This window comes from Achromobacter sp. SX5, from assembly GCF_056711425.1.
This window is the reverse complement of record NZ_CM160041.1, coordinates 382,910-407,584: the sequence shown is the minus strand read 5'-3', so window position 1 is coordinate 407,584 and position 24,675 is coordinate 382,910. Positions and strand designations below refer to the sequence as shown.

24 protein-coding genes and 1 tRNA gene are annotated in these 24,675 nt (G+C 68.2%); 9 read left to right on the top strand and 16 right to left on the bottom strand.

Going from position 1 to position 24,675, the window contains the following annotated elements:
* Nucleotides 1-2: 2 nt before the first annotated feature.
* Nucleotides 3-914, bottom strand: a complete 912-nt coding sequence (locus AC1M14_RS01930) for a TauD/TfdA dioxygenase family protein (RefSeq protein WP_479730859.1) — start codon at nt 912-914, stop codon at nt 3-5.
* Between the two features lie 115 nt (nt 915-1,029).
* Here AC1M14_RS01930 and AC1M14_RS01925 point away from each other — a divergent pair, with 115 nt between their 5' ends.
* Entirely contained in the window at nt 1,030-2,055 is a 1,026-nt protein-coding gene (locus tag AC1M14_RS01925; protein ID WP_479730858.1) for an AraC family transcriptional regulator, read from the top strand.
* Here the strand turns inward: AC1M14_RS01925 and AC1M14_RS01920 are convergent.
* The 9 genes from AC1M14_RS01920 to AC1M14_RS01880 form a co-directional block, all read right to left on the bottom strand.
* The gene (locus tag AC1M14_RS01920; protein ID WP_479730857.1) at nt 2,037-3,026 is read right to left on the bottom strand and encodes a Bug family tripartite tricarboxylate transporter substrate binding protein; all 990 of its coding nucleotides are present in this window, start codon (nt 3,024-3,026) and stop codon (nt 2,037-2,039) included. The two genes, AC1M14_RS01925 and AC1M14_RS01920, sit on opposite strands and share 19 nt — an antisense overlap.
* A 26-nt stretch (nt 3,027-3,052) precedes the next feature.
* The gene (locus tag AC1M14_RS01915; protein WP_479730856.1) at nt 3,053-4,033 is read right to left on the bottom strand and encodes a quinone oxidoreductase family protein; all 981 of its coding nucleotides are present in this window, start codon (nt 4,031-4,033) and stop codon (nt 3,053-3,055) included.
* Nucleotides 4,034-4,160: 127 nt separating this feature from the next.
* Complete coding sequence (locus AC1M14_RS01910) at nt 4,161-4,418, bottom strand: DUF1488 family protein (protein ID WP_102773244.1); 258 nt, start codon at nt 4,416-4,418, stop codon at nt 4,161-4,163.
* Between the two features lie 74 nt (nt 4,419-4,492).
* Entirely contained in the window at nt 4,493-5,263 is a 771-nt protein-coding gene (locus AC1M14_RS01905) for a citryl-CoA lyase (protein ID WP_111826075.1), read from the bottom strand.
* Nucleotides 5,257-7,389 carry an acetate--CoA ligase family protein gene (locus AC1M14_RS01900; RefSeq protein WP_479730855.1) on the bottom strand — a complete coding sequence of 711 codons (2,133 nt, stop codon included), beginning with the start codon at nt 7,387-7,389 and terminating at the stop codon, nt 5,257-5,259. Before AC1M14_RS01900 ends, AC1M14_RS01905 begins: the two co-directional genes overlap by 7 nt.
* Nucleotides 7,386-7,886 carry a MaoC family dehydratase gene (locus AC1M14_RS01895; RefSeq protein WP_102773241.1) on the bottom strand — a complete coding sequence of 167 codons (501 nt, stop codon included), beginning with the start codon at nt 7,884-7,886 and terminating at the stop codon, nt 7,386-7,388. Before AC1M14_RS01895 ends, AC1M14_RS01900 begins: the two co-directional genes overlap by 4 nt.
* A complete protein-coding gene (locus AC1M14_RS01890; protein WP_479730854.1) occupies nt 7,883-9,058 on the bottom strand; it encodes an acyl-CoA dehydrogenase family protein in 1,176 nt (391 codons plus the stop codon). Before AC1M14_RS01890 ends, AC1M14_RS01895 begins: the two co-directional genes overlap by 4 nt.
* Nucleotides 9,051-9,800, bottom strand: a complete 750-nt coding sequence (locus AC1M14_RS01885) for an SDR family NAD(P)-dependent oxidoreductase (protein WP_479730853.1) — start codon at nt 9,798-9,800, stop codon at nt 9,051-9,053. The genes AC1M14_RS01890 and AC1M14_RS01885 overlap by 8 nt, the downstream gene beginning before the upstream one ends.
* Before the next feature lie 8 nt (nt 9,801-9,808).
* A complete protein-coding gene (locus tag AC1M14_RS01880; protein WP_102773238.1) occupies nt 9,809-10,576 on the bottom strand; it encodes an IclR family transcriptional regulator in 768 nt (255 codons plus the stop codon).
* Between the two features lie 91 nt (nt 10,577-10,667).
* On the opposite strand from AC1M14_RS01880, the gene AC1M14_RS01875 reads away from it, so the two are divergent.
* The 4 genes from AC1M14_RS01875 to AC1M14_RS01860 are packed head-to-tail and all read left to right on the top strand — an operon-like array spanning nt 10,668 to nt 13,764.
* The gene (locus tag AC1M14_RS01875; RefSeq protein WP_479730852.1) at nt 10,668-11,672 is read left to right on the top strand and encodes a Bug family tripartite tricarboxylate transporter substrate binding protein; all 1,005 of its coding nucleotides are present in this window, start codon (nt 10,668-10,670) and stop codon (nt 11,670-11,672) included.
* A 42-nt stretch (nt 11,673-11,714) separates the two neighbouring features.
* Nucleotides 11,715-12,158 carry a MaoC family dehydratase N-terminal domain-containing protein gene (locus AC1M14_RS01870; protein WP_102773237.1) on the top strand — a complete coding sequence of 148 codons (444 nt, stop codon included), beginning with the start codon at nt 11,715-11,717 and terminating at the stop codon, nt 12,156-12,158.
* Between the two features lie 10 nt (nt 12,159-12,168).
* The gene (locus tag AC1M14_RS01865) at nt 12,169-12,588 is read left to right on the top strand and encodes a MaoC/PaaZ C-terminal domain-containing protein (RefSeq protein ID WP_479730851.1); all 420 of its coding nucleotides are present in this window, start codon (nt 12,169-12,171) and stop codon (nt 12,586-12,588) included.
* 9 nt (nt 12,589-12,597) lie between these two features.
* Entirely contained in the window at nt 12,598-13,764 is a 1,167-nt protein-coding gene (locus tag AC1M14_RS01860; RefSeq protein WP_479730850.1) for a CaiB/BaiF CoA transferase family protein, read from the top strand.
* Between the two features lie 61 nt (nt 13,765-13,825).
* Here AC1M14_RS01860 and AC1M14_RS01855 read toward each other — a convergent pair whose 3' ends face one another.
* From AC1M14_RS01855 to AC1M14_RS01845, 3 genes are read right to left on the bottom strand one after another with little or no spacing between them, the layout of a single operon-like run.
* Entirely contained in the window at nt 13,826-14,833 is a 1,008-nt protein-coding gene (locus AC1M14_RS01855; protein WP_479730849.1) for a tripartite tricarboxylate transporter substrate binding protein, read from the bottom strand.
* A 25-nt stretch (nt 14,834-14,858) separates the two neighbouring features.
* Nucleotides 14,859-16,016, bottom strand: a complete 1,158-nt coding sequence (locus AC1M14_RS01850; RefSeq protein WP_111826080.1) for an acyl-CoA dehydrogenase family protein — start codon at nt 16,014-16,016, stop codon at nt 14,859-14,861.
* 12 nt (nt 16,017-16,028) lie between these two features.
* Nucleotides 16,029-16,997: a Bug family tripartite tricarboxylate transporter substrate binding protein gene (locus tag AC1M14_RS01845; protein WP_479730848.1), complete on the bottom strand. Its 969-nt coding sequence runs from the start codon at nt 16,995-16,997 to the stop codon at nt 16,029-16,031.
* A 116-nt stretch (nt 16,998-17,113) separates the two neighbouring features.
* On the opposite strand from AC1M14_RS01845, the gene AC1M14_RS01840 reads away from it, so the two are divergent.
* A complete protein-coding gene (locus AC1M14_RS01840) occupies nt 17,114-19,240 on the top strand; it encodes an acetate--CoA ligase family protein (protein WP_479730847.1) in 2,127 nt (708 codons plus the stop codon).
* A gap of 17 nt (nt 19,241-19,257) precedes the next feature.
* Nucleotides 19,258-20,064, top strand: a complete 807-nt coding sequence (locus AC1M14_RS01835) for an enoyl-CoA hydratase/isomerase family protein (RefSeq protein WP_102773231.1) — start codon at nt 19,258-19,260, stop codon at nt 20,062-20,064.
* A gap of 8 nt (nt 20,065-20,072) precedes the next feature.
* Here the strand turns inward: AC1M14_RS01835 and AC1M14_RS01830 are convergent, their stop codons facing one another.
* Nucleotides 20,073-20,807 carry an IclR family transcriptional regulator gene (locus tag AC1M14_RS01830; protein ID WP_102773230.1) on the bottom strand — a complete coding sequence of 245 codons (735 nt, stop codon included), beginning with the start codon at nt 20,805-20,807 and terminating at the stop codon, nt 20,073-20,075.
* Between the two features lie 75 nt (nt 20,808-20,882).
* On the opposite strand from AC1M14_RS01830, the gene AC1M14_RS01825 reads away from it, so the two are divergent.
* Nucleotides 20,883-21,611 carry an enoyl-CoA hydratase/isomerase family protein gene (locus AC1M14_RS01825; RefSeq protein ID WP_102773229.1) on the top strand — a complete coding sequence of 243 codons (729 nt, stop codon included), beginning with the start codon at nt 20,883-20,885 and terminating at the stop codon, nt 21,609-21,611.
* A gap of 58 nt (nt 21,612-21,669) precedes the next feature.
* On the opposite strand, the gene AC1M14_RS01820 is transcribed toward AC1M14_RS01825, so the two are convergent.
* Nucleotides 21,670-21,744, bottom strand: a tRNA-Arg gene (locus AC1M14_RS01820).
* A gap of 234 nt (nt 21,745-21,978) precedes the next feature.
* Between AC1M14_RS01820 and AC1M14_RS01815 the strand changes: the two genes are divergently transcribed.
* On the top strand, nt 21,979-22,875 hold the full coding sequence (locus tag AC1M14_RS01815; RefSeq protein ID WP_479730846.1) for a c-type cytochrome: 897 nt from the start codon (nt 21,979-21,981) through the stop codon (nt 22,873-22,875).
* Nucleotides 22,876-23,149: 274 nt separating this feature from the next.
* Here the strand turns inward: AC1M14_RS01815 and AC1M14_RS01810 are convergent, their stop codons facing one another.
* Nucleotides 23,150-24,664: a 3-hydroxyacyl-CoA dehydrogenase gene (locus tag AC1M14_RS01810; protein WP_479730845.1), complete on the bottom strand. Its 1,515-nt coding sequence runs from the start codon at nt 24,662-24,664 to the stop codon at nt 23,150-23,152.
* Nucleotides 24,665-24,675: the final 11 nt, after the last annotated feature.

Sequence of the window (24,675 nt, the reverse complement as noted above, 5' to 3'; positions counted from 1 at the left end):
GTTCAAAAAGGGGCCTGGCCGATGATGGCGGTGCGCTCCATCTTGCGATGGCAGGGGGGATAGTCCATGACGGCGTAATGCTGGGTGGAGCGGTTGTCCCAGAACGCCACGCTGTTCCTGCGCCAGCGGAACCGCACCTGGTATTCCGGGATCATCGCCTGGCTGACCAGATAGCTCAGCAGCTGGGACGCGCCCGGCGCCTTGTCCAGGCCGAAGCGCACGTTGGCCGGCGTGTTGTAGTTGGTGAAATGCGTGGTGAAGCTGCCGTTGACGAACAGGATCTGCTCGCCCGTCTCCGGATGCGTGCGCACCACCGGATGCTCGGCGTCCGGGTACTGCGCCTTGAGCGCAAGCCGCTTCTCGATGGGCATGGCGGCGCCGAAGCTGGCTTCGATGCTGTGGCGCGCGCGCAGCGGCGCGATCTTGGCCTTGATGTCCTGGGGCAGCTGGCGGTAGGCCTCCGCCATATTGGCCCACATGGTGTCGCCGCCCACCGGCGGACACTCCACGCAGCGCAGCACGCAGCCCATGGGCGGCGCCTCGCGCCAGGTGGCGTCGGTGTGCCAGGAATTCTCGTGGCGCTCCGGCGGGCTGTCCGGCGTCTTGTATATCTGGCACAGGCCGGGATGGTCCGGATGGCTGCCCACCACCGGATGATTCTCCAGTTCGCCGAAACGGCTGGCGAACGCCACGTGCTCGGCACGGCTGATGTCCTGGTCGCGGAAGAACACGACCTTGTGCTGCAGCAGCAGCCGGCGCACCTCCTCCAGCAAGTCATCGTCCTGCGCCACCGCGCCCAGGTGGACGTTGCCCAGCTCCGCGCCTATGGTGCAGCTCAGCGCTTCGACACGGATGGACCGGCTGAGCGATGTCGCGCGCACCACCGCCGGAAAAGCTCGTAGTTCTTGCGTCACTTGCGGTTTGTCCCATATAAGAAGAATCGGGTACGCCAAGTGTGGACGCGATGGGCCATCCGCGCTTGCCATTAGATGACAAACGTTTTGCATTTCCTGCCGATGAGATGAAGCAATGGCGTCCCTAGTCCGCGCCGCCTGCCTGACCGACTACAGCGAAGTCGCCAGCGCCTGCGGCCTGAACCCCTCGCGGATGCTGCTGGATGCGGGCCTGCCCCCCAGCGTGCTGAGCGAACCCGACCTGATGATTCCGGTGGAGTGCGTCGGCCGCCTGCTGCAGGCGTCGGCCCGCGCGTCCGGCAACGAAAGCTTCGGCCTGAGCATGGCGCGCTCGCGCCTGCTGTCGAACATGGGTGCCGTCGGCCTGCTGATACGCGACCAGGAAACCCTGCGCGAGTCGCTCGCCATGCTGATGCGCTACCAGTCGCTGCTCAATGGCTCGCTGACGCTGGCGATAGAAGAAACGGGATCGACAGTGGTGATCCGCGAAGTGCTGATGGCCGGCAACGCCCACCAGTCCACCCGCCAGCGCGTCGAGCTGGCCCTGGGCGTCATGGTCCGCGCCATCCGCCAGCTGCTCGGCGCCGACTGGATGCCGCGCCGCGTCTGTTTCGAGCACGCCGCACCCGCGAACCTGGGCGTGCATGCCCAGCTTTTTGGCCCGCATGTCGAGTTCGACTGCGGCTTCAACGGGATCGTCTGCGCGCAATCCGACCTGGACCGCCGCAACCCGCATGCCGATCCGGCCATGGTGCGCTATGCGCAGCGCCTCATCGACGCGGCCGCGCCCGCCGGCCCCGCCGCCATGCCCGACGAGGTGCGCCGCGCCATCCTGCTGCTGCTGCCCAGCGGACGGTGCAGCATCGAAGTCGTCGCCGCCCACCTGGGCGTGGCGCCGCGCACCATCCAGCGCCGCCTGTCGGACCGCCGCCAGCGCTTCTCCGACCTGGTCAACGACCTGCGCCGGGAACTGGCGATGCGCTACGTGCACGAAAGCAACCGCTCGCTGACCGAAGTGGCGGAAATGCTGGGCTTTAACGCGCCCAGCAGTTTCTCGCGCTGGTACCAGACGCAGTTCGGCATCAGCGCCAAGGAAAGCCGGGCGCAACGCCAGACGGCCGCTCAGCCGGACACGGGCTGACGCAGCCGCCGCAGGAGCTTGCGGTTCTGCTCGATGGTGTCGGCCATCTTCCGCTGCAGCGCTTCGTACGTGCCGGGCTGCGGCGCCTCATAGCCCGCCGACGCCAGCATTTTGCCGAATTCGGCCGACTGCTTGATGCTTTCCACCTCGCCGCGGATGCGGTTGCGCATCGCTTCGGGCATGCTGCTCAGCACGAAAACCCCGACGCTGGCCTCGGGCAGCGCGAATTCCGGATAGCCCAGTTCGGCCAGGCTGGGCACGTCGGGCAGCAGCGTCGAACGGTTGGCCGCCGCCAGCCCCAGCGGCCGCAGCTTGCCGGAGCGCACCTGCGAGGCCACGTTGCCGACCACTTCGAACGTCAGCTGCACCTGGCCGCCCATCACATCCAGCAGCGCGGGCGTGGAGCCCTTGTACGGAACGGTCAGGATGTTGCCGCCGCTTTTCTCGCGCAGCATCTCGCCCAGCATGTCCGAACGCGTGCCCACGCTGAGGTTGGCGATGCTGACCGCCTCGGGGTCCCTGCGCGCCAGGTCCAGCACCTCCTGCACGGATTTCGCCGGCAGGCTGGCGTTGGCGACCAGCACGTGCACCATGCTGGCCACGTCCGCCACGTAGGTGAAGGTCTTGATCGGATCGAACGGCGTCTTGACCGTGAGCGGAAAATCCGTGAGCAGGCTCGACGGCCCGATCATCAGCGTGTAGCCGTCCGCCGGCGCGGCCATCAGCGCGCGCTCGGCCACCACGGCCGAGCCTCCCGGCTTGTTCTCGACGATCACCGGCTGGCCGAGCCGGGCCTGCAGCTGCCCGCCGAGCAGGCGCGCCACGCCGTCCGAAATGCCGCCGGGCGGCGCGGGCACGATGACCCGGATGGGCTGGTCCGGCCAGGGGCCGGCGTGGCTCGCGGACATGCCGGCCCCCAGCGCGGCGAGCGCGGTCAGCCAGGCGCGGAACAGCGGAACGATCTTGGACATGGGCGCATTCCTGATGGCGTGAGGGATCAGAGCACGAAGACCGACGAGCCGGTGGTCCGGCGCGCCTCCAGATCGCGGTGCGCCTGCACCGCGTCCTCCAGCGCGTAGCGTTGATTGATCTCGATGCGGATGCGCCCGGCCGCCACGTGGCCGAACAGCTCCTCGACCAGCTCGGCCTTTTCCACCGGGTCCGCGATGTAGTCCGCCAAACCCGGCCGGGTGATGAAGGCCGAGCCCTTGCGCGCCAGGATCGCCGGATCGAAGGGCGGGATCTTGCCCGAGGCGGTGCCCACGCACACCAGCAGCCCGCGCCGCTTGAGCGAATCCAGCGAGGCCATGAAGGTATCCTTGCCCACGCTGTCGTACACCACCGAGACGCCCGCGCCGCCGGTAATCTCGCGCACCCGCGCGGCCACGTCTGCGCGGCTGTAGTCGATGATGTGATCGCACCCGTACGAGCGGGCGAGTTCGGCCTTGGCCTCGCTGGAGACCGTGCCGATCACCGTCAGCCCCAGCAGCTTGGCCCATTGCAGCACGATGAGCCCCACCCCGCCGGCGGCGGCGTGCAGCAGCACGGTTTCGCCGCCCTGGAATGGATAGATCCTGCGCATCAGGTAAGCCGCCGTCAGGCCGCGCATCGTCATCGAGGCCGCCGTGACGCAGCCGATGGCCTGCGGCAGCCTGATCGCCGCCGCCGCGGGCAGCAGCCGTTCCGTGCTGTAGGCGCCCAGCGTATTGGTGAAGCCGGTATAGGTGATGCGGTCGCCGGCCTTCAGCCCCTCGACGCCCGCGCCCACCGCCTGCACCACGCCCGAGGCCTCGTTGCCGATACCGCTGGGCAGCGGCACGGGATAAATCCCGCTGCGGAAATACGTGTCCGCGAAATTCAGGCCGACCGCCTCATGCCGGACCCGTACCTGGCCCGGCCCCGGGTCGCCGACCTCCGCCCGTTCGAAACGCAGGACTTCCGGCCCCCCGGTCTCATGGAACTTCACGACTGTCGTCACGCTGGTCTCCGCTTGTTGCTGGCCTATGCCGATAGCCGCATCTTGGGCCGTCGCCGCGCCAGGCACTTTGCAGATGCCGTCTGCAACTTGTCTTTCCGCGCCAGGGCGCAGGGGGTCCGGAGAAGACCTACTGAAAATCCCCCGCGCCCAGCATGATGGGGCCGTCGGCCGGCACCGAGCGGGCCTCCCGCGCCGCCTCGCGTATCGCTTCCGCCCCCTGTTCGAAGGCATGCAGGAGTTCGACGGCCGTGTCGTCGCGGGCACCGAAGCGGCGGCGCAGCACGTCGCCCGATATTTCGAACTGCCGGCGCACGCCGGACAGTTCCATGACGAAGACCACGGCGTCGCCCTGGGCCTTGGCTTCGGTGGATTTGGTGAATTTCATGGCGGGACCTCCTGATCGAACCTTGCAGCGCTGGCTCTGCGCAGCATCTGGCGTTCCCGCCCGCCGGCCCGCGCTCAGGGAACCTGGTTGCGCGGGTCGTCCTGCAGCACCAGTTCCCAGGCGGCGCGCCCGATCGGCTGCTTGCGCTCTTCCATCAGGTGGGCTAGCAGGCCCGCCGACCGGCCCACCAGCGCCAGGCCGCGCGCGACCATCGGGTCCAGTTCCATGTCGGCGATGATGGAGGCGATCGCGCCTACGGCATTGACCGGCAGGTTTTTCTTCGATTCCGCGCTCAGCACCTGGCTGACGGCGTCCATCAGCCGCCAATGCACGCCGTAATAGTCATGCGCGCGCGACAGCTCGCGCAGCGTCGCCACGCGCGGGTCGCCGTTGACGTGAATGGGGTGGCCCACTCCGTAGAGGGCGCGTCGTTCCTGCTTGTAGCGGCGTATCAACTCGCGCGCCGCGTCGCGCACCGCCTCGTCGCTGGCGTCCGGGCCAAGTTCGCGCGCCGCCTCGGTAAGCATTTCGGCGGCGTTCTGCATGGTGCCCAGGAACACGCTGCCTGCGCCCAGCAGCCCGGCCGCCACGGCCGCCTGCATGGCTTCGGGCGCGCCGGCGTAGGTCAGGCGCGCCGCCAGCGAACTGGGCGTGATGCCATGGTCGGCCGTGGTCACCAGGATGGCGTTGACCATGATTTTCTCGCGCGCCGTGGGCAGGCGCTCGAATGTGGTGTGGTAGATCATGTCGACGAAATCGAACTTGCCGATGATTTCCTTCGAAAGATCCAGTCCGCGCACCACGATCGAGTCGATCGTGGTGTAGCCGATGTCCGTCTTCACCATGTGCTCTTCTCCGTTGTTTGAAAGCTGAGTACCGCGTCCAGCGCCATCACGCCCTGTCCTTGGGGACGCACGGCCAGCGGGTTGATTTCCAGTTCCTCGATCCGGTGGGCGTGCTCGACCACGAAGTCGCTCAGCTTCACCAAGGTGTCGACCAGCGCGTCGACGTCGCAGGCGGGACGCCCGCGATAGCCGCCCAGCAGTTCGCTGCAGCGCGTCTCGGCGATCATGGCGCGGGCCGACTGCGGCGTGAGCGGCAAAAGCCGCCGGCTGACGTCCTTGAACAGCTCGATGCTGACGCCGCCCAGGCCGAACATGCAGACGTGGCCGAATACGGGATCTCGGTGTATCCCCACCACCACCTCCACGAACGGCCCGGTCAGCATGGCCTCGACCAGCACGCCTTCGACCTGGCCGGCGCCGCAGGCCCGGCCGACCTGCTCGCATATCTGCGCATGGGCGGCGCGCGCCTGTTCGGCCGAGCGTATGCCCAGTTGCACGCCGCCCACGTCCGACTTGTGCGTGATGGTCGCGCTGACGACCTTCATCGCCACGGCCTCGCCGCCCAGTTCCCGAAACGCGCGGGCCGCGTCTTCCGGCGTGGCGGCCATGCGGCTCGCCGGAACGGCCACGCCGGCGCGCTGCAGCAGGAATTTGGCGTCGACCTCGCTCAGCGTGGCGGTGCTGGCGGGCTGCCGGTTGCGTCCCAGCGGGGCCCAGTCCGGGTCGCGCTGCGCCTTCCAGCGGCCGTACTCGATGTAGCGGCGCATGGCCCGCACCGCGTTGCGCACCGAACGCATCGGCATCAGCCCGCCCTCGATCATGTGCCGGTGGCCCTCGCCGGTGCGGTCGCTCATCCAGATCGGCACGATGGGCGTCTTCACGTCGCGCTGCACGCGCACCATGCTCTCGCCCAGCAGCGTGGTGGTCTGGCCGTATTCCACCGGAATCGGCACCATCACGATATCGGTGTTGGGATCTTCGGCCGTGGTCTTCAGCGCCGTGTAGGTCAGCGAGGGATCGACCAGGACCTCGGCCGTCACGTCCACGGGGTTGTCGATCGCGGCGTAGTCCGGCAGCAGCTGGCTCAAGGCGTGGCGCGTCTGCGGCGCGAACTCGGACATCACCAGCCCGCCCAGGCCGATCTGGTCGGAAGCCAGCGCCGCGGTTCCGCCGGAGAAGCAATACACCGCGATGCGCTCGCGCCCGGTCGGCTTGCCGCGCGCCAGCATCGACGCCGTGTCGATCAACTGGTCTACGTCGTCGACCTCGATCACCCCGACCTCCTTGAATACGGCGCTGTTGATTTCGGCGGAGCCGGAGATGGCCGCGGTATGCGACTGGGTCGCCTTGATGCCGTAGTCGGACTTGCCGACCTTGAGCGCCACCACCGGCTTGCCGCGGCGCGCGGCGTGCAGCGCCGCCGCCATGAAGCGCGGGCCGTCGCGCACGCCTTCGAGCACGCTGACGATGACTTCGATGTCGGGCGCGTCGGCCATGTAGTGGATGTAGTCGCTGACCTCCAGGTCGACCTCGTTGCCGCCGGAGAACCACAGGCCCGTGCCCACCCCTCGGTCCATGGCCTGGATGAACGAGCGTCCCAGCCCGCCGCCCTGCGACGCCACGCCGATGGGCCCGGGCCGCTGGTCGGTCTTGAACGCCGGCGAAAAACTCATGCCCAGCCGCCCGTTGACGTTGGTCAGCCCGGGACTGTTGGGCCCGTAGATGCGCAATCCGGTCTCGGCCACGACCTCGCGCATCCGGACTTCCAGCGCGCGCCCGGCCTCGCCCGTCTCGCCGAAGCCCGAGCTGAACACGATGGCATAGCGGATGCCGCGCTCGCCGCATAGGCGCAGGGTTTCCACGACGAGATCGGCGCGCACGGCCAGGATGGCCACGTCGGGCGCGTAATCGAGATCGGCCACCGAAGGCACGCAGGCACGGCCGGCAATGGTCTGGCGGGCCGGATTCACCAGGGCCAGCCGGCCCTGCCAGCCGGAATGCACGGTGAGGTTCTCCAGCGTGCGCTGGCCGATGCTGCCCGGTTTCTCGGATGCGCCGACCAGCACGATGGATTCGGGCAGCACCAGGCGCGTGAGGTCGGCGAATTGGATGTTCGGTGCGTTCATGGGTTCTGGGCCGGCGTACGGCGCTTGAGCAGACAGGTGGCGCCCAGTTCGCAGACCACTTCGCCGCGCTGGTTGATGCCCTTGCGCAGGAAGCCGATCAGTCCGCGGTCGGGGCGGCTGGTGGTTTTCTGTTCGACCACTTCGATCTCGACGTGCAGCGTGTCGCCGATCAGCGTGGGCTTGGGAAACTTGATGCGGTTCTCCAGCACGCCGAACAGCGCCCCCTCCATGAGCTGGTTGGGAATCGAGCGCGAGGTCAGCCCCGCCATGAAGGAGGCCACCAGCATGCCGTGCGCGATACGCTGCCCGAACAAGGTGCTCTTGGCGTATTCGGCGTCGACGTGCACGCGGTTGAAATCGCCCGTGAGCGCGGCGAACGCCGCCACGTCGCCCTCGGTGACGGTGCGCGACGAGGTGCGGTAGCGGGTTCCCACGGGCAGGTCCTCCCAGTAGATCGCCGACTGCGCGATCCTCTCGATGACGTCGGATTCATTCATGCGCGTTCTCCATTGGTAAGCGCCGAGATTCCCAGGATCTCGCGGCCGATGATGAGGGTCTGGATTTCGGTGGTTCCTTCCGGGATCATGCCGCCGCGCGTGTCGCGAAAGATGCGTTCGATCGGGTAGTCGGTCGCATAACCGATGCCGCCGTGCACCTGGAGGGCATGGTTGGCCACCTGATGGGCGGCCTCGGTGGCGTAGAGCTTGGCCACCGATCCTTCGATGCGCGCCGACTTTCCGGCCTGCATGGCGCGCGCGGCGCGATAACCCAGGGCGCGCGCCGCCTGGATCTTCATCGTCATCTCGACGATGTGGCGTTGCACCAGCTGGTAGGCGCCGATGGGCTGCCCGAACTGCTTGCGGGTGCGCGCATAGTCGATGGACAGGTCGAGCGCGCACTGCGCCGCCCCGACCGCGCCCATGGCCACGTTCAGTCGGCCGAAGTTCAGGCCGATGAGGATCTGCCGCAGGCCCTGGCCTTCCTGGCCGAGAAGGTTGGCCGCGGGCACTTCGGCGTCCTCGAACGTGAAGGCGGCGGTTCCGGTGCTGCGCACGAACATGGTGTCGACCGGCCGCACGTCGAACTGCGTGTGCGCCTTTTCCACCAGGAATAGCGACAGCCCGCCCTGGCAGGTGTCGCTGAAGCAGCGCGCCACCACGATGCCGAAATCGGCGAACATGCCGTTGGTCACCCACAGCTTGCCGCCATTGAGCACGTAGCGGTCGCCCCGCTTGTCGGCGCGCGTCTTGACTTCCGCCACGTTCGATCCCACGTCCGGCTCGGAAATCGAGACGAACGTGCGGCGTTCGTTGCGCATCAGGGGATGCAGGAAGCGGTCTTTCTGCTCGTCGGTGCCGTAGGCGTCGATGACGCCGCCGACGATGTTCAGGCCGTTGATCAGCGCGCGCAGCGACAGCCAGCAGTAGCCGGCCTCCTCCATCATCACGGCCCAGGTCAGGTAGTCGATCCCCAGCCCGCCGGACGACTCGGGCAGATAGCCGCCCAGATAGCCGAAGTCGCGCAGCTCGCCCAGCACCTCGAAGGGAAAGGTCTTGTCGGTCTCGTGCTGGAGGATGAGCGGATTGACGCGGTCTTTCAGGAAACGGCGGATGTTGTCGCGCAACAAGGCATGCTCGGCGCCCAGGCCGTCGGCGTCCAGGTCAGCCATAGCGGCCTCCCGTGACGAAGAGCGTGGTGCCGGTGATGTAGCGCGCGTGCTCCGAGGCCATGAACGCGACGGCGCCGGCGATGTCGCCGGGCTGCCCCGGAAACGGCACCTGGTTCTTGGCCTGGGCGTTTTCGAGGATCGTGTCGTAATTGGGCAGGCTCTTGATGTAATCGGTTTCGATGAAGCCGGGCGCGATGGCGTTCACCGTGACGCCCTTGCGGGCCTGCTCGAACGACAGGGCGCGCGTGAAGCCGACGATGCCGGCCTTGGCGCTGGAGTAGTTCGTCTGCCCGGGGTTGCCGAACAAGGCGCGCGAGGCGATGTTGACGATGCGGCCCCAGCCGTTCTCGTGCATATGCGGCAGCGCCGCCCGGCAGCAGTGAAAGGCGCCCTTGAGCGTGACGTCGATCACCAGGTCCCAGTCGGCCTCGTCCATCTTCAGCAGCGTGCGGTCTTTCACCAGGCCGGCGTTGTTGACCAGCACGTCGATGCGGCCGAAGGCTTCGCGTCCGGCCGCCACCATCGCCTGCACCTGGGCCTGGTCGCGCACATCGCAGCGCAGGCCGATGGCGCGCCCGCCCTCGGCCTCGATGGAGCGCGCCATCGCCGCCGCGGCGCCTTCGTCCAGGTCGCTGATCACCACGGCCATGCCCTCGCGGGCCAGGAAGCGGGCGGTTTCGGCGCCGATTCCGCGCGCCGATCCGGTGACGATCGCTACGCGGTCTTGCAGTTTCAAGTCCATGTTTGCTCCTACTTGGATGGGAAAAACGGAGCAGCCGGCTGGCCGTCCAGTATTGCGCCGCGTACGTCGCGCAGCGCCTGCAGATATTCGGCATGGTGTTTGTCGACACGCTCGGTCGGCCCGGCCAGCGACAGCGAGACGGCATGTCCGCCCAGCCAGCCCGAGACGGCCAGCGCGGTCACGCCTTCGGCGCCCTCGCTGCGCGTGTCGTACCAGCCGCGCTTGCGGCCGGCCTCGATATTGGCGATGAGCTTCCCTGGGTCTGTGATCGTGTGCGGCGTCACCGCCTTCAGGTTCAGCCTCGCGACCTCGGCGCGCAATTCCTGCGGCGGCAGCAGCCCCAGCAGGGCCTTGCCGAATGCCGAGGCATGCACCGCGACGCGGTCGCCGACATCCAGGATGTAGCGCAGCGGACGCCGGCTGGGCAGCGCCGCCGCGACCTTCACCGCCAGGCGTTCATGGACGCCGAAGAACGCGGTTTCGTTGGTGCGCTCCACCAGCTGCTCCACCGCTTCCTGCGCCACCGCGGACATCGGATCGTTCTGCCTGAACTGGCACGCCATCTCGAACAGGCGCCCGGTGGGATAGAACTGCCGCGTCTTGGGCGTGCGCATCAGGTATCCCAGCGAATGCAGCGTGTACAGCAGGTCGGAGCAACTGCTGTCGGCGAGCGACAGCAGCCGCGCCATGTCCGAATTCGACAGTTCGCGCTTTTCCCTGGCGAACACCTCGAAAACCGCAAGCGTGCGGCCCGTGGCAGGTATCAGATTGGGCATGGAAAAATCCTGGAAATTACGCTGTGTCGTAGTACTATACGAAATGCCGTAGTTAATTCCAACAGATTTTTTGACCTGGGAGGAGACACCCATGAACATTCAGAATGGCGGCCGCCGGTCGGCTACGGGTCTGGGACGGGTTGCGCTGCTGCTGGCGCTGGGGTGTACGGCGGCCGTCGCGCCCGCGCATGCCGACACCTATCCGGCTCGCGCGATGACCATTGTTTCGGCCGGCCCCGCGGGAGGCATCACCGACCAGGTCAGCCGCCTGATCGGCAGCAAGGTCGCGCAGCGCCTGGGCCAGCCTGTGGTGATCGAGAACCGGCCGGGCGCGGGCGGCAATCCGGCCGCCGAGCACGTCGCCAAGGCCAGGCCCGACGGCTACACCCTGCTGATGGGAACGCAGGGAACCCAGGCCACCAACCAGTACCTCTACAAGTCCCTCAGCTTCGATCCGGCGAAGGACTTCACGGCCGTGCACGCCGTGATCGCGCTGCCCAACGTGCTGGTGGTCAACGCCGATCGTCCGTACCGCACGGTCAAGGAAATGGCGGAGTACGCGGCGCGCAACCCGGGACGCATTACCGTGGCCAATGCGGGCAACGGCACGGGCTCCCATCTGGCGGCGGAACTGTTCCAGACGGTGGCGGGCGTGCAGTTCACGCACGTGCCCTATCGCGGCAGCCCGCCGGCGATCAACGATCTGCTGGGCGGCCAGGTCGACGCCTCGTTCGACTATCCCGCGACCACGCTGGGGCATATCCGCAGCGGCAAGCTGCGCGCCCTGGCCACCACCGGCGCCGCCCGGCTGGCGCTGCTGCCCGACGTTCCGACCATCGCCGAAGCCGGCTACCCCAAGGCCCAGTCGATGTCATGGATAGGCCTGTTCTTCCCCGCCAACACCCCCAAGCCCATCGTCGAGCGCTGGCAGGCCGAAGTGGCGCGCGCGCTCCAGGACCCGGCGGTGATCGACGCGCTGACCCAGATGGGCGGCGCGCCGCTGCCGGTCGGCGGCGAGAAGTTCGAGGAAATGATCCGGACCGAACGCGTCAAGTGGAAATCCATCATCGAACGCACTGGCGCCCGGGCCAGTTGATTCCCGCAGCATCCGGCATGTCCGCCACCCAAGGAGACTCCCTTGCTTGATAAGAACCTGATCGGCCAATCCCTCGGCACGCGCAGCATCGCCGTCGAGCCCGGCCGCCTGCGCTTTTTCGCCAAAGTGATCGGCGAGACCGATCCCGTCTATCTGGACGAAGCCGCCGCGCGGGCGGCGGGACACCCCGCCCTGCCGGTGCCGCCCACCTTTCTGTTCTGCCTGGAGATCGACGCGTTCGACTCCATCGGCACCGCCCGCCTGACGCGGTTGGAGGAAAGCCGCATCCTGCACGGCGAGCAGCGTTTCACCTACCACGCCATGGCTTACGCGGGCGACACCCTGACGTTCGACCTGACGATTGCCGACGTCTACCAGAAGAAAGGCGGCGCGCTCGATTTCCTGGTCAAGGACACGCGGGTGACCAACCAGCACGGCCGGCACATCGCCGACCTGCGCTCCATCGTCGTGCAACGCAACGCCTGAAGGAACGACCATGACTCTTCCCAGCTTCGACAAGCTGGCGGCCGGCGACCGGCTGCCTACCCTGAAACTGCCGCCGATCTCGCGCAAGACGCTGGCCCTGTACGCCGGCGCGTCGGCCGACCATCACCCCATGCATATCGACCTGGACTATGCGCGCAGCGCCGGCGTGGACGATGTCTTCGCGCACGGCATGCTGTCGGCGGCCTATGTGGGCCGCATGCTGACCAACTGGGTGCCGCAGCAGCGCATCCGCAGCCTGGCCTTGCGCTTTACCGGCATCATGCAGCTATATGCCGAGCCGACCTGCACCGGCGAAGTCGTCGAGAAGATGGAGGAAGGCGGAGAACGGCGCGTGCGCCTGGCGCTGCGTTGCGCAGACCAGCACGGCGCCGAGAAAATCGTCGGCGAAGCCGTCATCGCACTGGACTGACGAGGCCGTATGCATATGAACCGAGACAAGCAGAAACCCGTCCGCGGCAATGTGCTGGAGGGCGTGCGGGTGATCGAGATCGCGGGAATCGGGCCCGGCCCGTTCTGCGCCATGCACCTGGCCGACCTGGGCGCGGACGTGATCACCGTGCAGCGGCCCGACGGCCGCGCCGGCAGCCTGGGATACGAAACCAGCATCCAGCGCGGCAAGCGCGCCATCGCGCTGGATCTCAAGACCGACGAGGGCCGCGACACGCTGCTGCGCCTGGTCGAACACGCCGACGTGCTGATCGAGGCCATGCGCCCCGGCGTGGCCGAACGCCTCGGGCTGGGACCGCAAGCGTGCCGCGCGCGCAACCCGCGCCTGGTGTACGGCCGCATGACGGGCTGGGGCCAGAGCGGGCCGATGGCGCAGATGGCCGGACATGACGCCAACTACATCGCCTTGTCCGGCGCGCTCTGGAACGCCGGGCCGGCCGACGCCGTGCCGGTCACGCCGTTCTCGGTGGTGGGCGATATCGCCGGCGGCGCGCTGTACCTGTCCATAGGCATACTTGCCGGCGTGCTCAAGGCCCGCCGCAGCGGCCAGGGCTGCGAGGTGGACGCGGCCATCGTCGACGGATCGGCCCACTCCCAGCAATTGCTGCTGGCCGCCCGGGCCAAGGGCATCATCGCCGCCGAACGCAGCCGGAGCCTGCCGAACGCGGCGCCGTTCTACGCCAGCTATCGCTGCGCGGACGGCGGCTTCATCACGGTCGGCGCCATCGAGCCCCAGTTCTATGCGCTACTGCTCGAACGCCTGGAACTGGCCGGCGACCCGGAGTTCGCCGATCAATGGGACAGGTCTCGATGGCCCCGCCGCAAGGAACGCCTGCAGGCGCTTTTCGAGCGCCGCAGCCGCGCCGAATGGTGGGCCGTGTTCGAGGGCAGCGACGCCTGCGTCGTGCCGGTGCTGGAACCCGGCGAGGCCGCGCTCGACCCGCACAACCGCGCGCGCGACATCTACTTCGAGCGCGACGGCTTCCTGCAGGCCGCGCCCGCGCCGCGCTTCGACGGGGCGCGCGCCGAACCGGGGCCGGTGCCGCGCGCCGGCCAGCACACGCGCGAAATCCTTGCGGTCCTGGACGAGCATGGGTCGGGCGCCGTCTGGCGCGACGCCGCAGGACCGCGCGATTGAGGTCCGCAAAAGGCCGCGGCGCCCCTGCGGACGCCGCGGCCTTTGCTTGCGCGCTGCCGGGCTACTGCGGCTGTATGTTTTCGCGCCGCACGAGTTCGGCCCAGCGGGCCAGCTCGGATTTGACGAAATCGCCGAATTCGGCAGGCCCCATCGGCTGGATTTGCAGTCCCATTTCGGCCAGCCGCGCGGCCACGTCGGGACGCGCCGCCGCGTCCAGCACGCTGGTCCGCAGCTTTTCGATGATGGGCGCGGGCGTCCCGGCCGGGGCCATGATGCCGAACCAGAAGCCCACCTTCTCCACCGAGGGATAGCCCTGCTCGGCCATGGTGGGCACGTCGGGCAGCGCCGCCAGCCGCTTGGGAAAGACCACCGCCAGCGCCTTGGCGCGCTTTTGCTGCACGATGGGCAGCGACGAGGTGATGGACGCGAACAGCAGCTGGATATGCCCGGCCATCAGGTCGGTGACGGCGGGGCCGCCGCCCTTGTACGGCACCGGCGTCATGCGGATGTCGGCGGCGGTCTCCAGCATGCGCGCGGCCATGTGGATCTGGCTGCCCGAGCCGAGCGAACCGTAGTTGATCGAGTTGGGCCGCGCTTTGGCGATGCGCACCACGTCGGCCACGCTGTCGGCCTCGAAGCCGGGATTGGCCAGCAGCACCATGGGCGCGGCGCCCAGGAAGACGACGGGCGCGAAGTCCCGCACCGTGTCGTAGGGCAGCGACTTCACCAGGAAGTTGTTGCTGACGTGCGAGTCCAGCGTGACCAGCAGAGTATAGCCGTCGGCCGGGGCGCGCGCCGCCGCCGTGGTGCCGATCACGCCGTTGGCGCCGGCGCGGTTTTCCACCACGACAGGTTGGCCCCATTGCTCGGACAGCGCATTGCCGATCAGGCGGGACAAGGAATCCGAGAATCCGCCCGCCGCGAACGGCACGATCAGGCGCACCGTCCTGGCCGGATAGTCGGACGCGCCCTGCACGGCCAGGGCTGGGGCGGCGGCGATCAGCCCCGCGGCAAGCAGGGCGCGCATCGCGGCGCGAAGAGTATGGCGTCGGCTGGGTTTCTTGAGCATGATCTTCTCGGACGGACAGGAATGCCTAGCGAAGTGCGGAAAGGCCGAGCGCGCTCTGCGCGATCAGCATGCCGATGATCTGGTTGGTGCCTTCCCCGATGCTCAGGTGGCGCGCATCGCGGTAGTGGCGCTCGACCGGAAACAGCGAGGTGTAGCCGGCGCCGCCATGCACCTGCAGCGCCGTCTCGGCCACGCGCAGCGCCGCGTCGCTGGCATGGCGCTTGGCCATGGCGCACAGGGTGGTGTTGTCGGGCGCGTTGCGGTCCAGCGCGTCGGCCGAGCGGTGCGCCAGCAGCCGCGAGGTCTCGACCATGGTCATCATGTCGGCCACCATCTGCTGCACCAGCTGGAACGAACCGATGGGCCGCCCGAACTGCACGCGGTCGCGGGCGAAGCGCACCGCCGCTTCGAGCGAGGATTCGGCGATGCCCAGCGCCGAGAATGCCACCACCGAGCGGCCGATGTTCAGGTACTTCTTCGCGATCGAGAACGCCTGCCCGGGTTCGCCGATCAGGTTTTCGGCCGGGACCTCGACGTCCTCGAACAGCAGCTCGCCCAGCGGGCAGCAGTGCATGCCCATCTTTCCCAGCGGCGTGCACGAGAAACCCGGCATGGCGCTTTCGAACGCCAGGCACGACACGCCGGCCACGCCGTCGTCCGAGACCGTGCGCACGAACACGATGCCCAGGTCGCAGATGGGTCCGTTGGTGATGTAGATCTTGCGTCCGTTGATGCGCCAGCCGCCGGACGCGGTGCGTTCGGCGCGCGTCTGCACATTGGCCGCGTCGGACCCGATGCCGGGTTCGCTCAAGGCGAAGCAGCAGATCGCCTGGCCTTCCAGGATGCGCGGCAGGTACTTGGCGCGCAGCGCCGGACTGCCGGCGCCGGCCAGCACCGACGCCGCCAGGTTGCTCACGCTGAGCATGCCGCGCAGCGACGGCCACACCCGGGCGACCTCGGCGACCAGCGTGCCATACGTGAGCATCGACAGGCCGAAGCCGCCCTCCTCCTCGGGCAGCAGGCCGCCGATCAGGCCATAGTCGCGCATGGCGGCCACGACGGCGCGCGGCACCGGCGTCTTGGCCGCCTCGTACTCATCCACCAGCGGCGCGACCTCGGATTCGAGATAGCGCCTGAGCGAATCCTGCAGCGCCGTTTGGGTCGGGTCCAGAGCGAAATCCATGACGTGGGTCTCCTATTTGGCTTGTTCGAATTCCGGGGCCGTGACCACCTTCTTCCACTTGGCCACCTCGGCCTGCATGAATGCAGAAACCGCTTGCGCGCCGCCGGTCAGCGGCACGATATGCAGACGCTTCAGAAAGGCCTGTGTCGCTTCTTCCTTAGTGATGTCGTCGACCTCCGCCGCCAGCCTGGCGATGACGTCGGGCGGCGTGCCGGCCGGCGCCATCAGGAAGAACGTGCCCGTGGTTTCGAAACCCTTGAGGCCGGCTTCGCTTATGGTGGGCACTTCGGGCAGGTCGGCGTTGCGCGTGGCGCTGCTGACCGCGATGGGCCGGAACTTGCCCGCCTCGATGAACGCCATTGCGCCCGCCATGTTGTCGAACAGCACGTCGACGTCTCCCGCCAGCAAGGCTTGCTCGGCCGGCGGCGCGCCCCGGTAGGGAACGTGCGTCATCCGCATGCCGGCCATCTGCTTGAACAGTTCGCCGGTCATGTGCATGGACGAGGTCACGCCGGGCGAACCGAAAGTGACGTGCCTGCGCTTGGCCTCGGCGATCAGGTCCGCCACCGAACGGACCGGCGAGCGCTGCGCCACCACCAGCACGTTGCTGGCGTATCCCAGCATGGCGATCGGCGCGAGATCGCGTTCCCATTGATAAGTCGTCTTGCCCAGCGCGGTGTCGACGGCTATGCCGGTGGTGCCTAACATCAGCGTGTAGCCGTCGGGCCGGGCGTTGGCCGTGGCCTGTACCGCGATGGCGCCGCCCGCGCCGGTCTTGTTCTCGACCACGAAAGACTGGCCCAGCTTCTCCGCAAGGCGCTTGGCGTAGTGCCGCGCCAGCAGGTCGGTCCCTCCTCCGGCGGCGAAGCCGACCAGCAGGGTGACCGGCTTGGCGGGATAGGTTTGAGACTGCTGCGCTTGCGCAGGGGCAATGCCGCCCGCGCAGGACCATGCCAGTACGGCGGCCATCAATAGCCTCATGATGCGTCTCCTTTGGTTATGCGCACGATATTCGTACGATATTTCGTACATCACTACGACCTAGTGTAGAATTATTTGCAGAATTTCGTAAATACCTACGACACCACGGAAATCAAATGACTTCAACGACCTGCGAATTTCCCGATCTGGCGAGACTGGTGCGGCCTCGCAATGTGGTTGTGGTACTGGGCTCCCAGCGCCCAAACAGCGAAGGCGCCCGCCTGCTGGAGAACCTGTCCGCGCATTCGCGCCTGGAGGGCGAACTGTTCGTGGTCAATCCGCCCATGCGCGGCGACGGCCCCTTCCGCTGCTGGCCGTCGATCGCCGCCCTGCCGGACGCGGACATCGACGTGGCCTTGATCATCCTGAGGGCGGCCCACGTGATGGACGCCTTGCGCGACTGCGCCGCGCGCGGGATCCCATTCGCCGTGGTCATGTCGTCGGGTTTCGCCGAAGCCGGGCCCGAGGGCCAGGCGCTGCAACAGGAGATCGCGGACCTGTGCAGGCAGACGGGGCTGCGGGTCTACGGCCCGAACTGTCCCGGCCTGTCGAACTTCCGCGATCGCATGGGCATGACGATCTCGCCGGCCTTCAAGTCCGACAGGAACGTCGGCACGATAGGCATCGTCACCCAGGGCGGCGGCGCGGGCCGCAACGTGGTCCAGGGGCTGTCGTACGGAGCCGGCGCGGCAATGTGGCTGTCGGCGGGCAACGAGGTCGACCTGGGCGCGCCGGACTTCATCGCCCACATGGCCAACGACCCCGGCGTGCGCGTGATCGCCGTTCTGCTCGAAGGAATAAAGGACGGCCGCCGCCTAGTCGCCGCGCTGGAACTGGCGCGCTCGCGCGGCAAGCCGGTGGTGATCCTGAAGATCGGCCGGTCGGAGTACGGCATGCGCGCGGCCCAGTCGCATACGGGCTCGATCACCGGCGCGGCCGACGTCAACAGCGCCATGTTCGCGCAGTTCGGCGCGATCGAAGCCCATGACATGGACGAGCTGGTGGCCCTGGCGCGCCTGGCCGACGGCGGCCGCCTCCCGGCCTCGGCAGACCTGGCGGTGGTGACCTTCTCGGGCGGCGCGGCCGCGATGGCCGCGGACCAGATCGGGCTGCAGGGCCTGCGCCTGGCGCAGTTCTCGCCGGCCACCACCGAGCATCTGCGGACCAGCCTGCCCGACTATGCGGCCATCTCCAACCCGGTGGACGTCACCGCCGAAGCCCTCAAGAGCATCGACGGCCTGGCTGCCTGCCTGCGCGCGGTGGCCGACGACCCGGCCGTGGGCGCCGTGGTCGTCCCGATCCCGGCGGACTATGCCGAGCTGACCGATGGAATCGCGCGGGCCATCGTCGATGCGGCCGCCGACGCCGCCAAGCCCATCTTGCCGGTCTGGATGAGCCGGCGCCTGGGCACCGGCTTCGAGCGCCTGGAAAGCCAGGGGCTGGCTCCCTTCCTGTCCTTGACCACGGCCCTGGCGGCCTTGCGCAAGGTCATGCCGCGCGGCCTGCTTTCCGGCCTGGACGCCGCTCCGGCCGGGCCGGCTTGCGCGGAACCCGCGGCGGCGCAAGCCGTGGCCTGCACCGAGAGCGCCGCCAAGGCGATGCTGCGCGAGGCCAGCATCCCAGTGCCGCAGGGCAGGCTGAGCCGCTCGGCCGCCGAAGCGGCCGAGGCGGCGCAGGCCATCGGCTTTCCCGTCGTCCTCAAGATCGCCAGCGCGCAGATCCCGCACAAGACGGAAGTGGGCGGCGTGCGCTTGGGCGTCGGTTCGGCCGGCGACGCTGCCGAAGCCTACGAGGCGCTGGTGCGGCAGGCCGGCGCGCGCCGCCCGGACGCCACGATAGACGGGGTGCTGGTGGAAAAAATGTTCCATGACGGCGGGCGCGAAATGCTGATCACCGTCCGCGCCGATCCCATGTACGGGCATGTCGTCACCGTCGGCCTGGGCGGCATATTCGTCGAACTGCTCAAGGACGTGGCGCACCGGGTGCTGCCGATCCAGGCCGCCGACGTGCGCGACATGCTGGCCGGGCTGAAGCACCGCGCCTATCTGGGCGCGTTCCGCAATCTGCCGCCCATCGACGCCGAAGCCTTCGTGCAGCTGGTGCTGCGCATCTCGGAATTCGTGTCGGGGCGTCCCGAGCTGCGCGAAGCCGAGTTCAACCCCGTCTGGGTCGGCCCGCCCGGCGAAGGCGCCTGGGTGCTCGACGCCCTGATACTGACTTCCCCCGACGTTGAACGTCGTTAACCACGAGGACGAACGCCATGTACGAAGGCCTGCAGTACGAGATGTCGGATGGTGTGGGCACCATCACCCTGGATCGGCCGCAATACAAGAACGCCATCGATATCCCCATGCGCAGTTCCCTGCGCGAGCTGCTGCGCGCGCTGCGCCAGGAACGCGAACTGAAGGTGCTGGTCCTGACGGGCGCCGGCGGCAACTTCTGTTCCGGCGGCGACCTGAACGCCTTGCGCAACAGCGCGGCGGCCGGCGAGGCGACTGCGCCCGGCCGCCGCCAGCGGCTGGTCGACCTGCACGACGTGGTGGCCAGCCTGGTGGAGTTCGACCGGCCGGTGATCGCGGCGGTGGAGGGCGTGGCCTATGGCGCCGGCCTCGGCCTGGCCATGACCGCCGACCTGGTGCTGGCCGCCGACGACGCCCGCTTCTGCATGGCCTTCGGACGCCTGGGCGCGGTGGCGGACTTCGGGACGTTCTACACGCTGCCGCGCCTGGTGGGCGTGCAGCGGGCCAAGGAACTGCTGTTCTCGGCGCGCGAGTTCGGCGCGGCCGAGGCGCGCGCCATGGGGCTGGTGCTGGAAACGCATCCGGCCTCGCAGGTGCAGGAGCGGGCCCGGGCCATCGCGCGCTGCCTGGCCGAGGCCTCGCCGGTGGCGCTGAGCATCACCAAGCGCGCGCTCAACGTCTCGCTGCGCAGCGACCTGCAAACCATGCTGATGCTGGAAAGCGACGGCCAGGGCGTGGCGATGAGCACCGACTACCACACCATGGCGCTGCAGCGCTTCTTCGACAAGAAGGGCCCGCCGTTCCAGTGGCCGGCGCAGCGACCATGAAAGCCGCGTCAGGCCTGCAGCGAGTCGCGCACCTCGAACAAGGCCTGCAGATAGGCCTTGCGATGCTTCTCGACGCGTTCGGCAGGGCCGGCCAGCGACAAGGCCACCGGCTGGTCGCCCAGCGTGCCGGTCACGGCCAGCGCGGTCACGCCTTCGGCGCCTTCCCCGCGGGACTCATACCAGCCCTGCTTGCGCCCCTGGGCCAGGTCGGCCTGCAGTTTCTTGGCGCTGGTGATCGTGTCGGGCGTGAAGGGCTTGAATTTGATCTGCTGGATCTGCGCCTGCATCTCGTCGTCCGGCAATTCGGCCAGCAAGGCCTTGCCGATGGCCGATGCATGCAGCGCGATCCGGTCGCCCACGTTGACGATATAGCGCAGCGGCCGGCGGCTGGGCTGCGCCGCCACCACCTTGACGGCGGAGCGGTCCATCACGCCGAAGAACGCGCTCTCGTTGGTGGTCTCGACCAGTTGCTGGACGGCTTCCTTGGCCGAACGCGTCAGCGGGTCGTTCTCGGCGATCTGGCGGGCAATTTCGTACAGGCGCGCGGTCGGGTAGAAGCGGCGGCTGCGGGGCGCGCGCATCAGATAGCCCAGCGTGTGCAGCGTGTTCATCAGGTCCGAGCAACTGCTTTCGGCCAGCGACAGCATGCGCGCCATCTCCGAGTTGGACAGTTCGCGTTTCTCACGCGCGAAGATCTCAAAGGCGGCCAGCGTGCGAGCAGCGGCTGGAATCAGTGTAGGCATGTCGAAATTCCCAAAGGCGGCCCGTTTGGAAGCAGGGCGCCACATATCATAATGCGCAACCGATGAGGCCTTTCGATGGACGGCTTTTCCCAACTGCAGTTGCACGTGCAGGATCACATCGCCACCCTGACCCTGGACAATCCGCCGGTCAATGCGCTGAGCCGCGACCTCAACGATGAGCTGACCCGGGCGCTGGACATGCTTTCGGATGTCGACGACGTGCGCGTCGTGGTGCTCACCGGCGCGGGCAAGGTATTCTGCGCCGGCGCCGACCTGAAGCGCCGCGCCGAGAACACGGCCGGCCTGGGCGGCCTGATCGCCCACTCCCGACGCACCCGCGAGTGCTTTCATGCGATCCGCGAATGCGCCAAACCCGTCATCGCGGCGATCAACGGACCGGCGCTGGGCGCCGGCCTGGCCATCGCGGCTTCGTGCGACATCCTGCTGGCCTGCGACAACACCGTGCTGGGCCTGCCAGAGATCGACGTCGGCGCGATGGGCGGCGGACGCCATGCCATGCGGCTGTTCGGCCATTCGCGCACGCGCCGCATGATGCTGACCGGCGAACGCGTCCCGGGGCCCGAGCTGTACCGGCTGGGCATCGTCGAGGCCTGCACGGCGCCCGGCGAACTGCTGCCGGCGGCCCTGGCCATGGCCGCCACCATCGCGTCCAAGCGCCCGGCGGCGACCAGGCTCGCCAAGCACACGCTCAATACGATCGAGGATATGAGCCTGCGCGACGGTTATCGGTACGAGCAGGACATGACGGCAGTTCTTGCCAAAGGTGGGGATGTGCGCGCCTGAGAACGGGCCCGGGATGAGGCCCCGGCGCGGGCCTGAAATAAGCTGGCCGCAGATGCTGTGGCGCGCCCGACAGGAATCGAACCTGTATCAAGAGCTTCGGAAACTCTCATTCTATCCATTGAACTACGGGCGCAGCGCAAGGGAGGCGGTATTGTACCCAGTTTTCGCCAGCCTGCATGAAATGGATCAAAGCGGCCGGCAAACTCAGCGAAAACCCGGCGGTTGCGCTGGCCCCGCGTCTATGACACCGTTATATAATCCAGCGTTTGCTTGCACGGCGGGCCGTCATTGCCGCCGACTTTTGTGCAGTACTGATTTTCTGTTGCCGCCGCCAGGCGCCCCCGGTACCCGTTAGCAGGATTTGGTCATGAGCAACGAGCAGGAACACATAGAAGAGCACTCCTCCCCCATCAAGACCCCGAAGCAACTGATCGTCACGGTCGTACTGGCTTTCGTGGTTCCCATCGCCATCATCATCCTCCTGGTGAACATGGTGGCCACAGGCAATAAAGTCGGCGCCGGCTCGGACACGCTGTCCAACGAAGCCGTCGCCAGGCGCATCGCCCCGGTCGCGGGCTTCGAACTGGTCGACGCCAACGCACCCAAGGTCTTCAAGACCGGCGAACAGGTCTTCGCCGCCGTCTGTACGGCCTGCCATACCGCCGGCGTCGCCGGCGCGCCCAAGGTCGGCGACAACGGCGCCTGGGCGCCGTTCATCAAGGCCGGCTACGACGCCATGCTGAACGTGGCCCTGCACGGCAAGGGCGGCATGCCCGCCAAGGGCGGCAACCCGGCCCTCTCCGACTACGAAGTCGCGCGCGCCGTGGTCTACATGGCCAACAAGTCGGGCGGCTCCCTGCCCGAACCCGAAGCGCCGGCCGAGGGCGGCGACAAGAAGGAAGCCGCCGCCGCACCGGCCGCTGCTCCCGCCGCCGCGCCCGCGGCCCCCGCGCCCGCCGCGGCGCCGGCTCCGGCCGCGCAGGCGCCGGCCCCGGCCGCCCCGCAGGCCGCCGCCACCGTCAACCCGGCCGGCGAAAAACTGTACAAGAGCGTCTGCTTCGCCTGCCATGCCACCGGCGTGGCCAATGCCCCCAAGTTCGGCGACAAGGCCGCCTGGGAGCCCTACATCAAGACCGGCATGGACGCCATGGTGAAGGTCGCCATGCAGGGCAAGCCGCCCATGCCGCCCAAGGGCGGCGCGGCCGATGCCTCCGAAGAGGACATCCGCGCGGCCGTGCAGTACATGGTCGACGCCGCCAAGTAAGCGGCGGCCGATACGAAAAAGCCCCTCTCGCGAGGGGCTTTTTTGTGTGTGCCGCGACGGGGTAGACGGGGTAGGATGGGTGCAGCGCGAGGTTCCTTGACCAAGCACCCCGATATCGAGCGCGCGAAACCCATCAGGCGGCGCCAGCCGCCGCCTTTCGTCGCACGCCGCTGTTTGGCCTCTGGCCGCGAAACCCGGCGGCTGGCGCCGCCTGATGGGTTACGCGCGCTTGATACTTGAGTTCTTTCTTAAGGATTCTCGCGCTGCACCCATCCTACGCCTGCGTCAGCGGCATGTTCAGCTGCACGCGGCGCTGCAGCCACAGGCTGGGGCGGTAGCGCGGGTCGCCGGTGACGCGTTGCATGCTCTTGAGGATTTCCAGGATGCGGTCGGCGCCCAGCTTGTCGCCCAGCGCCAGCGGGCCCGTCGGATAGCCCAGGCCCAGCGTCACCGCCAGGTCGATGTCCTGCGGCGTGGCGATTTTCTGCTGCGCGATGTCGCTGGCGATGTTGACGATCATGGCCACGATGCGCTGCGCGATGAAGCCGGGCGAATCCTCGATCACCGTGACCGGCACGCCGTCGGCGGCCAGCAGCGCGTGCGCGGCGTCGCGCCATTTTTCTTCGGTGGCCGGCGAGGCCATGATGGTGCGGCGCTTGGCGCTGTCGAAGGCGTATAGCGTGTCCAGGCCGACGGTGCGCGCGGGGTCCAGGCCCTGGGCCGAGACCGTGGTGGAGACGTCCTCGCCGAACGGCGTGACGACGATCAGCGCGTCGGCGTCGGGCGTGGAGCCGCTCAGCAGGCGGGCGTCCAGTTTTTCCAGCAGCGCGATGGCGCGCGCGTAGCCTTCGGGATGCTTGGGGCTGACCCAGACCTTAAGGTCGGCGGGCAGCGCCGGCACCGGCGGCTCGGCCGGCACCTGCTTCTGGCCGTCGGCGTAGACGTAGAAGCCCTCGCCGGCCTTGCGGCCGATCAGGCCGCCGGCCAGGCGCACGGTGGTGATGGGCGACGGGCGAAAGCGCGGCTCGTCGAAGAACTGGCGGTAGATCGACTCCATGACGGGATGCGACACGTCCAGCGCCGTCAGGTCCAGCAGCTCGAACGGGCCCATGCGGAAACCGGCCTGTTCGCGCATCACGGCGTCGACCTGGGCGAAGGACGCCACCGCCTCCTGCGCCACGCGCAGGCCTTCGGTGTTCATACCGCGCCCGGCGTGGTTGACGATGAAGCCGGGCATGTCCTTGGCGCGCACCGGCGTGTGGCCCATGCGGCGCGCCAGCTCGGCCAGCGTGTCGCCGACTTCGGGCGCGCTGCGCAGGCCGTCGATGACTTCGACCACCTTCATCAGCGCCACCGGGTTGAAGAAGTGGTAGCCGGCCACGCGCCGCGGATGCTTGCAGGCGGCCGCGATGGCGGTGATGGACAGCGACGAGGTGTTCGAGGCCAGGATGCAGTCTTCGGAAACCACGCCTTCGAGCGCGGCGAACAAGTCGCGCTTGACGTCCAGGCGCTCGACGATGGCTTCCACCACCACCTGGCAGCTGGACATGTCGGTCAGGGCGGTGGCCGATTCCACGCGCGCCAGCGCGGCCTGCGCATCGGCGGCGCTCAGCTTGCCCTTCTGGGCCAGTTTTTCCCAGGTCTGGCGCAGCGACTCGCGCGCGTTGGCCACGGCCTCGGCGCTGGTGTCGTACAGGCGCACGCGCAGGCCGGCCTGCGCCGCGATCTGCGCGATGCCGCGCCCCATGGCCCCGGCGCCCACGACGCCGATGGTTTGAATCTCCGTCATCAACTCTCTCC

Coding starts and splice junctions, on each gene's coding strand:
- AC1M14_RS01925 (WP_479730858.1), top strand. CDS start 1,030: ATGGCGTCCCTAGTCCGCGCCGCCTGCCTGACCGACTACAGCGAAGTC.
- AC1M14_RS01920 (WP_479730857.1), bottom strand. CDS start 3,026: ATGTCCAAGATCGTTCCGCTGTTCCGCGCCTGGCTGACCGCGCTCGCC.
- AC1M14_RS01910 (WP_102773244.1), bottom strand. CDS start 4,418: ATGAAATTCACCAAATCCACCGAAGCCAAGGCCCAGGGCGACGCCGTG.
- AC1M14_RS01905 (WP_111826075.1), bottom strand. CDS start 5,263: ATGGTGAAGACGGACATCGGCTACACCACGATCGACTCGATCGTGGTG.
- AC1M14_RS01900 (WP_479730855.1), bottom strand. CDS start 7,389: ATGAACGCACCGAACATCCAATTCGCCGACCTCACGCGCCTGGTGCTG.
- AC1M14_RS01895 (WP_102773241.1), bottom strand. CDS start 7,886: ATGAATGAATCCGACGTCATCGAGAGGATCGCGCAGTCGGCGATCTAC.
- AC1M14_RS01890 (WP_479730854.1), bottom strand. CDS start 9,058: ATGGCTGACCTGGACGCCGACGGCCTGGGCGCCGAGCATGCCTTGTTG.
- AC1M14_RS01885 (WP_479730853.1), bottom strand. CDS start 9,800: ATGGACTTGAAACTGCAAGACCGCGTAGCGATCGTCACCGGATCGGCG.
- AC1M14_RS01880 (WP_102773238.1), bottom strand. CDS start 10,576: ATGCCCAATCTGATACCTGCCACGGGCCGCACGCTTGCGGTTTTCGAG.
- AC1M14_RS01875 (WP_479730852.1), top strand. CDS start 10,668: ATGAACATTCAGAATGGCGGCCGCCGGTCGGCTACGGGTCTGGGACGG.
- AC1M14_RS01865 (WP_479730851.1), top strand. CDS start 12,169: ATGACTCTTCCCAGCTTCGACAAGCTGGCGGCCGGCGACCGGCTGCCT.
- AC1M14_RS01860 (WP_479730850.1), top strand. CDS start 12,598: ATGCATATGAACCGAGACAAGCAGAAACCCGTCCGCGGCAATGTGCTG.
- AC1M14_RS01855 (WP_479730849.1), bottom strand. CDS start 14,833: ATGCTCAAGAAACCCAGCCGACGCCATACTCTTCGCGCCGCGATGCGC.
- AC1M14_RS01850 (WP_111826080.1), bottom strand. CDS start 16,016: ATGGATTTCGCTCTGGACCCGACCCAAACGGCGCTGCAGGATTCGCTC.
- AC1M14_RS01845 (WP_479730848.1), bottom strand. CDS start 16,997: ATGAGGCTATTGATGGCCGCCGTACTGGCATGGTCCTGCGCGGGCGGC.
- AC1M14_RS01840 (WP_479730847.1), top strand. CDS start 17,114: ATGACTTCAACGACCTGCGAATTTCCCGATCTGGCGAGACTGGTGCGG.
- AC1M14_RS01835 (WP_102773231.1), top strand. CDS start 19,258: ATGTACGAAGGCCTGCAGTACGAGATGTCGGATGGTGTGGGCACCATC.
- AC1M14_RS01830 (WP_102773230.1), bottom strand. CDS start 20,807: ATGCCTACACTGATTCCAGCCGCTGCTCGCACGCTGGCCGCCTTTGAG.
- AC1M14_RS01825 (WP_102773229.1), top strand. CDS start 20,883: ATGGACGGCTTTTCCCAACTGCAGTTGCACGTGCAGGATCACATCGCC.
- AC1M14_RS01815 (WP_479730846.1), top strand. CDS start 21,979: ATGAGCAACGAGCAGGAACACATAGAAGAGCACTCCTCCCCCATCAAG.
- AC1M14_RS01810 (WP_479730845.1), bottom strand. CDS start 24,664: ATGACGGAGATTCAAACCATCGGCGTCGTGGGCGCCGGGGCCATGGGG.